Annotated in this window: 8 protein-coding genes and 2 tRNA genes; 9 read left to right on the top strand and 1 reads right to left on the bottom strand. The window is 60.2% G+C overall.

Annotation, left to right across the window (positions count from 1 at the left end):
* Nucleotides 1-108 precede the first annotated feature (108 nt).
* The 9 genes from D8U61_RS25815 to D8U61_RS25775 all read left to right on the top strand — a co-directional run bounded on the left by D8U61_RS25815 (nt 109) and on the right by D8U61_RS25775 (nt 7686).
* Nucleotides 109-184, top strand: a tRNA-Ala gene (locus D8U61_RS25815).
* A gap of 80 nt (nt 185-264) precedes the next feature.
* Nucleotides 265-340 (top strand) — tRNA-Glu (locus D8U61_RS25810).
* Nucleotides 341-521: 181 nt separating this feature from the next.
* Entirely contained in the window at nt 522-1061 is a 540-nt protein-coding gene (locus tag D8U61_RS25805; RefSeq protein WP_016773921.1) for a TetR/AcrR family transcriptional regulator, read from the top strand.
* Between the two features lie 30 nt (nt 1062-1091).
* Nucleotides 1092-1925, top strand: a complete 834-nt coding sequence (locus tag D8U61_RS25800; RefSeq protein WP_130927896.1) for an alpha/beta fold hydrolase — start codon at nt 1092-1094, stop codon at nt 1923-1925.
* A gap of 46 nt (nt 1926-1971) precedes the next feature.
* Nucleotides 1972-2415, top strand: coding sequence for a thioesterase family protein (locus D8U61_RS25795; RefSeq protein ID WP_125927219.1), 444 nt, complete (start codon nt 1972-1974; stop codon nt 2413-2415).
* 174 nt (nt 2416-2589) lie between these two features.
* Complete coding sequence (locus tag D8U61_RS25790; protein WP_016773924.1) at nt 2590-3549, top strand: tRNA-dihydrouridine synthase; 960 nt, start codon at nt 2590-2592, stop codon at nt 3547-3549.
* A gap of 119 nt (nt 3550-3668) precedes the next feature.
* Entirely contained in the window at nt 3669-4115 is a 447-nt protein-coding gene (locus D8U61_RS25785) for an Hsp20 family protein (RefSeq protein WP_016773925.1), read from the top strand.
* Between the two features lie 188 nt (nt 4116-4303).
* Nucleotides 4304-4999 (top strand): DUF1266 domain-containing protein, encoded by a 696-nt coding sequence (locus tag D8U61_RS25780; protein ID WP_130902130.1) that lies wholly within the window; start codon nt 4304-4306, stop codon nt 4997-4999.
* Nucleotides 4996-7686 carry a DUF805 domain-containing protein gene (locus tag D8U61_RS25775; protein ID WP_130927895.1) on the top strand — a complete coding sequence of 897 codons (2691 nt, stop codon included), beginning with the start codon at nt 4996-4998 and terminating at the stop codon, nt 7684-7686. Before D8U61_RS25780 ends, D8U61_RS25775 begins: the two co-directional genes overlap by 4 nt.
* On the opposite strand, the gene D8U61_RS25770 is transcribed toward D8U61_RS25775, so the two are convergent.
* A complete protein-coding gene (locus tag D8U61_RS25770) occupies nt 7683-9374 on the bottom strand; it encodes a molecular chaperone HscC (RefSeq protein ID WP_130927894.1) in 1692 nt (563 codons plus the stop codon). The two genes, D8U61_RS25775 and D8U61_RS25770, sit on opposite strands and share 4 nt — an antisense overlap.
* Nucleotides 9375-9454 lie beyond the last annotated feature (80 nt).

Below are 9454 nucleotides of genomic sequence, written 5' to 3'. Positions count from 1 at the left end.
AGGACACCGCCCTTTCACGGCGGTAACAGGGGTTCGAGTCCCCTAGGGGACGCCAGTTTTACAGAAGTGATGTTGCAAGAGATCACTCCGCCGCGAGGCGAAAAATCCGGGGCTATAGCTCAGCTGGGAGAGCGCCTGCATGGCATGCAGGAGGTCAGCGGTTCGATCCCGCTTAGCTCCACCAATTTTACAGTTCAAGGTCTGGCCACACCGGCCTTGAATCGATCAGCTCTCAGCACTGATCAGTTGTATAGAAGGGTTTGTGTCCCCTTCGTCTAGTGGCCTAGGACACCGCCCTTTCACGGCGGTAACAGGGGTTCGAGTCCCCTAGGGGACGCCACGATTACCCGCTCTGCGGGATTTATAAGGGTCATTCAATTATTGAATGGCCCTTTTGTTTGTCTGGCGTTTGGCCAACTCTCCTTTTTCCTTACACTGTGCTTCAGACCAGCGGTCATATTCATGACTTGCAGAATATTATTATGCGAATAATATTCTAGTCGTAATATTCGGAGGCAACGATGAACGATAAAAAAGCTCAAACCCGCGAACGCATCCTTAAGGCTGCCAGCGCCGCACTGATTCAGCGCGGCCCGGCTGACCCGAGCGTGGGCGAAGTGATGGGCGCCGCCGGCCTGACGGTTGGCGGTTTCTACGCCCACTTCGAAAGCAAGGACGCGATGATGCTCGAAGCGTTCAAGCAACTGCTGGGCCGGCGTCGCGACCTGATTGCCGACATGGACGCCGATCTGACCGGCGAAGAGCGTCGCGCTTTGGTCGCTGCGTTCTACCTGTCGCGCAAACACCGGGATTCCAGCGAAGCCGCATGCCCGATTCCTGCCTCGATTGGCGAATTGGGGCGTTTGCCGGAGTCGTTCCGCATCGCGCTGAACGAGCATCTGGAGCTGATGGTCGCGCAACTGGCCGCCAGCCCTGAAGACACCGACAAGGCTTTGGCCGATGTCGCGTTGATGGTCGGTGGTCTGGCCTTGGCCAGGGCGCTGGGTCCGGGAGAGTTATCCGATCGATTGCTGCGCGCCGCCAAGTCGGCGGTGCGTTGACCTGAAGGCAACAAGCCTGAGGAGAGTGCGATGAACGCGTTGAAGTGGGTTCGTGGCGTTAACGGTACCTTGGGCTGGTTTGCACCGAAGCTGGTGGCGAGCAAAATGCGTCTGGCGTTCATGACGCCCCGCGCGCTACCGCTGCGGGATTGGGAGCTGCCGCTGTTGGCCAGCTCCGAACGCATCACGTTGCGCTTCGGCCTGTCGGCGCTGCGCTGGGGCCAAGGCCCGACAGTGTTGCTGATGCATGGTTGGGAAGGGCGGCCAACGCAGTTCGCCTCGCTGATCAATGCGCTGGTCGATGCCGGCTATACCGTCGTCGCGCTCGACGGTCCGGCCCACGGTCGCTCCCCTGGGCGAGAAGCCAATGTAGTGCTGTTCGCCCGCGCCATGCTTGAAGCATCTGCCGAATTGCCGCCGCTGCAAGCGGTTATCGGCCATTCCATGGGCGGCGCCAGCGCGATGCTCGCCGTGCAATTGGGCCTGCGCACCGAAACTCTGGTAAGCATCGCCGCACCGTCGCGGATTCTCGGCGTTCTGCGCGGTTTTGCGCGAATGGTCGGCATGCCGCCGCGCGCGCGTTCGGCCTTTATCCGCCAAGTCGAGCAGGACGTCGGCATGCGCGCCGCTACGCTGGACGTGGCCCACTATCAACTGGATATGCCCGGCCTGATCGTGCATGCCGAGGACGACAATTTTGTCTCGGTCAAAGAATCGCAATTGATTCACGAAGCCTGGTTCGACAGCCGCCTGCTGCGCCTGGAAAGCGGCGGCCATCAGCGGGTGCTGGCCGACCCTCGAGTGATTGATGGTGTGTTATCACTGCTTGCCGGTCGCAGCCTTCAAACGCGCCAATCGGCCTGAGCTCCGTTACACTGTCCCGGTTGAATACTTTGACCGGGAGTGGGGCATGGGCTGGGATCGGGCAACGCCGTTTACCATTGATCTGCAAGTAAGCGCCGAAGACATCGACGGGCTCGGGCACGCCAATAACGCCGTTTACGTGACCTGGCTCGAGCGCTGCGCCTGGCGCCATTCGCAGCGCCTCGGCCTGGACCTGGTCGAATACCGGCGGCTGGATCGGGCGATGGCGGTTGTCCGCCACGAAATCGATTACCTGGCCGCCGCCTATGAAGGTGATGAACTGCAACTGGCGACCTGGATCGTCGACTGGGATCAGCGCTTGAAAATGACCCGGCATTTCCAGCTCAAACGCCCCAGTGACAACGCCACCCTGCTGCGCGCGCAGACCACGTTTGTGTGCATCGAACTGTCGACCGGCAAGCCCAAGCGCATGCCGGCGGAATTTATCGAAGGCTATGGCCCGGCGATCCAGATTGCAGAGGCGATGTAAATCTCACCCTGTGGGAGCGAGCCTGCTCGCGAAAGCGTCAGGTCAGTCACACATGCATGAACTGACAGGCCGCCTTCGCGAGCAGGCTCGCTCCCACAGAGAGATGTGTTGTTCTGCGGTCTTCCACGATATCCAGTAAACTGCCGCACGTTTTTTCTTCAAGTAGTGTTTCCCATGCAAATTGCTCTGGCGCCCATGGAAGGGTTGGTCGACGACATCCTGCGCGACGTGCTGACCCGCGTTGGCGGCATCGACTGGTGCGTGACCGAATTCATTCGGGTCAACGACCAGTTGCTCACCCCGGCGTACTTCCACAAGTTCGGCCCCGAGCTGCTCAACGGCGCTCGCACCGCGTCCGGCGTGCCGCTGCGCGTGCAATTGCTCGGTTCTGATCCGGTATGCCTGGCGGAAAACGCTGCGCTGGCCTGCGAACTCGGTTCTGAGGTGATCGACCTCAACTTCGGCTGCCCGGCCAAGACCGTCAACAAATCCCGCGGCGGCGCCGTGCTGCTCAAGGAGCCGGAGCTGCTCAACCAGATCGTCGAGCATGTCCGTCGCGCCGTACCGGCGCACATCCCGGTCACCGCGAAAATGCGCCTGGGTTTCGACAGTCCTGACGGCTCGCTGGTCTGCGCCACGGCGCTGGCCGAAGGCGGGGCGGAGCACATCGTCGTACATGCGCGGACGAAAATGGACGGCTACAAACCGCCGGCTCATTGGGAGTGGATCCCGCGCGTGCAGGACGTGGTCAAGGTGCCGGTGTTCGCCAACGGCGATATCTGGAGCGTCGAAGACTGGCGCCGTTGCCGCGAAATCAGTGGCGTGGAAGACATTATGCTCGGTCGGGGTCTGGTCTCCCGCCCGGATCTCGCTCGGCAGATCGCTGCGGCGCGCGCTGGCGAAGAGGTCGTCGAGATGACTTGGGCCGAGCTGATGCCGCTGATTCAGGACTTCTGGCTGCAGGCCAAGGCGCAAATGACCGCGCGCCAATCGCCTGGTCGCCTCAAGCAATGGCTGGCCATGCTGACACGGAACTACCCGGAAGCCGCCGAGCTTTTCACCGTTCTGCGCCGTGAAACCGAGCCGGATCAAGTCTCGCGTCTGCTCGGATTGCCGCTCGTCGAGGCCGCATAAAAAATCTCAAAATAATCTCTTGAAATCAAAACAGCGGTCCCTATCTAAGGGTTACGCGATGCCGAATTCGGGTCGCGGAGACACAAAACCTTGCTGATTGTTTTCAGGAGATTTGAACCATGAGTACTGCATTTTCTCTCGCGCCACTGTTCCGTTCCTCGGTAGGTTTCGACCGTTTCAACGACCTGTTCGAAACCGCCCTGCGCAACGAGCCAGGCAGCAGCTACCCACCTTACAACGTCGAAAAACACGGTGATGACCAATACCGTATCGTCGTTGCGGCCGCCGGTTTCCAGGAAGAAGACCTGGACCTGCAAGTCGAGAAGGGTGTGCTGACCATCAGTGGCGGCAAGCGTGACACTGACGAGAGCGTCACGTTCTTGCATCAAGGCATCGCTCAGCGAGCCTTCAAGCTGTCGTTCCGTCTGGCCGATCACATCGAGATCAAGGACGCTGCCCTGCGCAACGGCCTGCTGAGCATCGACCTGCTCCGTGTGATCCCGGAAGAAGCGAAAGCCAAGCGCATCCCGATCAATGGAGCGCAGCAGCCGGCGTTGCAGCATTGATTCATGTGCTGACACACAATCGCCCGAACCGGCGATAAGCCGCTGAACGAAAGGCCCCGATACGTCGGGGCCTTTTTTGTGCGCGCAGTCAAAGCGATGCAGGGTTTGCCGCTGTTGGCGGGGCTCTTTACAATCGGCGCAGTTTTGCCGGCCCCCATTTCCCAGCGGTCGGCCTGGAGCCTTTTTTCATGGACGAGATTCAACAGCGCTGGCTGTGCGCGTTGTCCGCACCAATGGCCGCGCTCAACACCGGCGCCGGGTATGACGACCCGGCGTTCTGCAACGATCGTTACATCAACCTCAAGGAAAGTTGGGGTATCGATGATCGGCAACAGTTGTTCGACATGCTCGGATGGATGACCGACGACGGCCATGCCAAACACCTCAGTGCGGCCTATCTGGCGTGGCAGCGATCCCTGCCGAGTGAATGGCAGTCGTTGCTCAATGAGCTGAGCCCGCGCGAGCGCGTCCTGCATGAATTTGCCAGCCGTACCTTCGGCAGCTGTGGTCCCGGCGGCATCTTGTCCTGGGATTACGGCCGGATGGGCTTTCTGTTGCGCTGCGCCGTACGTAATCAATGGATCGATCTGGCCGAGAGCAACTGGTTGCACAGTCGTCTGGCGTTGAGGGCGCAGTTTCATTATGGCAGCTGGATGGCTTACTTCAACGGCTTTCTGGTGGGACGAACCTTTTGGTGCTGCATGAGTAAAAGCGATGATGAACTGGCGGTCGAGATGAGTCGTGAGGGCACCAGCGCTTTCAACACCAGGATTGCCCGAGGTCTTGCGCAAAACATTCCACACTTTCTCGCTGATCTGCCTTGGCACATGGATATTGATCCGCCGTCTCGTCCGGCATCGCTTGGGGAGTTCGACTGGTCATGAGTTGCTGGATTCGACTGGGCATTGAACCGACTACTGACGAAACCCTGATTCGCAGCGCCTATCGCGCCCGTTTGCCGGCGCACCATCCGGAAACCGATCCGGAAGGTTTTCAAGCGCTACGCATGGCCTACGAGAGTGCCCTGCGTCTGGCCCGTGAAGAGGAGGAAGAGGCTGGAGACGAGATCGACGCTGCACAAGCCAATGTCGTTCGGGCGCCTCAAGCTTTCCTGGATTTCTGTGCGCTGCTGGATGATCCCGCGCGACGATTCAATCACACGGCGTGGCAGGCATTCGTCCGGACGCTGGATGAATTGTCACTGGAGGTTTTAGATGACCTCAACTGGGGCTTGTACCACCGACTGTCCGGCGCCGGTCCGTTGTCCTACCGTTGTGCGAATCTGTTGGCGCAGCGCATGGCCTGGGACCAGCAATTGCTCGATCTGGCATTCGACGATGCGCAAGCGGTAGAAGGCTTTTTGCAGCGCATCAAGACGCCCGACCCGTTCGACACGGATCTGATGAGCGCCTGGTCAGAGCCGGCACAGACCGAGTCGCTGTGGTATGCCCGTAGCCTCGATTTCATCTTTACTCAGCGTCCGCTTCACGAGTTCGCCGAGTTCGCCAGTCGGCACACGTGCTTGCCGTTGCCCAACGATGCCGCGTACCTCAAGCGGTTGCTGGTGCAGTTCACCCAAGCGGGGATGGGCGCGCCGACGTTCCTGCAATGCTGTGCCGAACAGCACGATGCCGCGCCGGATAACGTCGACTGGCTGTACCTGCTGGCGTGTCAGTACAGTCTGTTGGGGCACGACGATCAAGCGTTTCCATGCTGGATTCGGCTCTGGAGCGAACATCTCCATCCCGCGGCAGAGAGTCGCTTGCTGGAGCTGTGTGCCAAGCGTCAGCCGACCTTTCTGCCGTTGCTGATTCAGGCGTTCGATCGTCTGGAGGACTGCGCCGTTTGGCCGGACGAACTGGGTGCTGAGTGCCAGGTGTATGGCAGTCCGTCACAACGGCCCGAGACCTTGACCCGTTGGTTGGGTGTCGGACGGCTCAAGCTTGATGCACTGGCGCAAAGCTTTGTTGATTGGCGCATGGCGGGCGACGAGTTGCCATTGCTCGCGCAGTTGATCGGCGAAAACCACGACAGCCGTTTGCTGCGTCTGTACCGGCACGCGTGGGCGCTGCATCGTGGTGATTCGGCCTTGTTGCAGCAGATTGTCGACGAACCGCTGCCGGTGGACGCGCTGGAATGCCTGGTTTTGAGCGGCCTGAAGTATCAGGCCAGGCAACATCTGCATTGGCTGGCCAAGGCGCCTGTTGCGCAGGCCATGAGCGCTTTCACTGACTCGCAAACACTTTCACCGCAATTGCCGCTCGCGTTGTCCGAAGGTGCGCTGCACAAGGTTTGTCGTCTGTGGTTGCAGCGCTTGCGGCCCTATAGCGACACGGCGCTTGCACGCATCGCCGACGCGTTCGAGCTGAGTGCGGTCAAAGACGGCAATGACCTCACGGAGCTTGATCTCATGCTCCAGTTGAGTCGGCGCGCGACAGGTTTGCCGCCGATCGGGTTGGGAGCGGCCATCTGGGATTGGCACGCTCAAACCGTGTTTTTTCTGGCATTGCTGGAACAACCCGAGCGCTGGTTGCAATTGATTGATGCGCAGTGTCTGGAGCGTTTGCCGTTCAATCCTGCGCATCCTTTGAGCCGACTGCAGCCGCTATTGCGGCGCTTGCTGCGTGAGCAGGGCAATTGCGCCGGTTTGCTCGGCTGGCTGCAGGGTGACGATCCTGTGCACGGTTTGCTGGTGCAACAGTTGTTCAGTGTCGAGCAGGCTCTCGACAGCGCCAGGCTGCCCGCCAACATCCTGCTTTACACCTGCGTCGAAAGTGACCGTGCGGCGTGCGGCGATGATCTGCTGGGCTTGTTGATGTTCTGGGGCGTGCTCTACCACGATCCAGGCCTGAGCGCCGAGCAGCACCGGGCGTTGTTGCAGTCGATTGAAGCGGTCAGTTGCGAGGATGACTGGTTCGAAGGCTTTCGCGACGGTCTGATCAAGGGCGAACCGGTGTGGCCACCGCGCAAGGTGTTGACGGATTTCGGTGTCGACAAACTATTGGCCTATGAGGCGCTGGATGCGCTCAAAAGCTTGATTCGCTACGGCGCTGCCGGTGTGCCGAAAACGCGAGTATTGCGGCAACTGCAGCAGGGTAAGGATGACGTGCAGAACAGCGTCGGTTTGCGCTTGGCACTGTGCGCGTTGCTGTCGTGGTCGGAGCGGTTGCTGTTAGCCAACAGTGATGTCCAGCCAGTACCAGCGAAAGCGTTCTGGCGCCTCGGATCACGGCTGGGGCGCAAGGCTTTTATCGCTCAGGTCCTGGGATGCGTAGTGATAACCCCAATAGCCGGGCTGATAACTGGCACGACGATTGGCGGGATGCTCATCTTTTTGCTTGGCGTGCTGCTGTTGTTCGCGGCAGTTGTACGGCGGTTGCACGATATGGGCCGGGGCATACCGACACTGCTGATATTTCTTGGATTGTCGCCGTTTCTGCCATTCCTGCCGCTGGTGTTGTTCGGCTTTTCGGGAGACAAACTGCCTAACCGCTATGGCGTGCCGCCGGACAGTGGGGCAGATATGTTGTCCGGCGGGTTGCAGGCTGCTTTACGGCAACTGAACGGTTAAAGACGCATCTGGTCCAGCGCATCATTCAGCGCTGAGCGGTGGCTGGCGATTTCGCTGGCTTGCTGGCCGGCAAGCACGGTGTTGAAGGTGTCCATCCACTCGGCAATGCGCGCACGCTCGTCGCCCAGACTTTGCATCCATGCTCGCTCCAGCCGTGCGAGCAGGGTGCGGTTGGGCAGGGCGTCGCGAGGGTGAACTTTGAGCGTCGCGAGCCGGGCATGGCTGTCTCTGCGCGCCTGTTCATCCAGTCCGGTCGGGCTGCGGTCGATGCTGTGGCCGTAACGTTCGCCGGTTTCCAGAAGCGTGACGTCGACTTCCAGCAGGCCGTTGATGTCATAACTGAAACGCACATCGAGGCTCTGCAGCTGCTCACTAGGGGTGAATTGGATGTCGAAAGAATCGATGAAAATATTGTCGCGTACCCACGGGCGTTCCCCTTGATACACCGCGATCCGGATTTCAGTCTGTTGCGCAAACGTCGTCGAGTAACGCTGCACCCGTGACGTTGGAATCACCGTGTTACGTTCGATGATCGGCGAGAACGCGCCACTGACGCCTTCGCCACGATTGGTCGAAATACCCAGCGTATACGGACAGACATCCGTCAGAATCAATTCCTCAACCGCACCGTCCCGCGCCTTGCATGCTGCCTGCGTCGCCGCCCCCAGCGCCACGATAGTATCCGGATCAAGATGCCGATAAGGCAGGCGTCCAAACAACGTGGCAACCATTTGCTGTACCGCCGGCATGCGCGTGGCGCCACCGACCAGCACCAGGCTGTCGAGGTCGCGCGGTTTCAGTCGGGCATCGCGCAGAGCCTGTTCGATTGGCGCGCGCAAGCGGGCCAGCAACGGCTCCCAGATTTTCACTGCAGCGGCTTCATCCAGTTCCCATTCGAATGTCTGCTCGGCATGCCGCCAGCTCAAGTGCTGCGCGCCTTCGCCGAGTTTGCATTTCAGCTGTTCCAGGGCATCACCGAGGCTGGCCATGGCTTGTGCATCGATCGTTGAGGGTGTGAGTTGCCAGTGTTTCAGGCAGGCCTGCAACAGGGCGGCGGTGAAGTCTTCGCCGCCGAGAAAGTTGTCGCCAGTGGAGGCGTGCACTTCAATCAGCGGCAATGCGTATTCGAGCACGGTGACGTCGAACGTGCCGCCGCCGAGATCGAATATCAGCGTGCGTTCGAACTTCTGTTCGTGCAGGCCGTACGCCATGGCGGCAGCGGTCGGTTCATTGATCAGGCGCGTCACGGACAGCCCGGCCAGTTCGGCGGCGAACAAGGTGCGCTTGCGCTGCTCGTCACTGAAATATGCCGGTACGGAAATGACCGCTTCTGTGACCGCCTGGCCGAGAAAGGCTTCCGCGTCTTGCTTGAGTGAGCCAAGTACCAGCGCCGACAACTCTTCCGGGCTGAACTGGCGAGAGCCGAGCTGGATTTGCCTGTCGCTGCCCATGAAGCGCTTGAACGCGGCGGCAGTGCGTTCCGGGTGCGTGGTCAGGCGGGCGCGGGCGGCTTTGCCGACCAGAATCGTGTCGTCTTCATCAAGGCTGACCACCGACGGTGTCAGCACATCGCCGAGGGCGTTGCGGATCAGTTCGGCGCGGCCTTCACGCCAGACGGCGATCAGGCTGTTGGTGGTGCCAAGGTCGATGCCCAGCAGGGCCGGGCGGGGAAGGGATGCATCCTGCATGGTTGATCTCGAAGCGGCGCAAAAAACGCGACCCTACAGGCTGACGCAAACCGTGGCAATTGTTGCTCTGTTGCCAGTCT

Source organism: Pseudomonas sp. Sample_14 (assembly GCF_004307515.1).
Taxonomy (GTDB): Bacteria; Pseudomonadota; Gammaproteobacteria; order Pseudomonadales; family Pseudomonadaceae; genus Aquipseudomonas; species Aquipseudomonas atacamensis.
The sequence above is the reverse complement of the archived record's forward strand: the minus strand, read 5'-3'. Positions and strand labels throughout refer to the sequence as shown.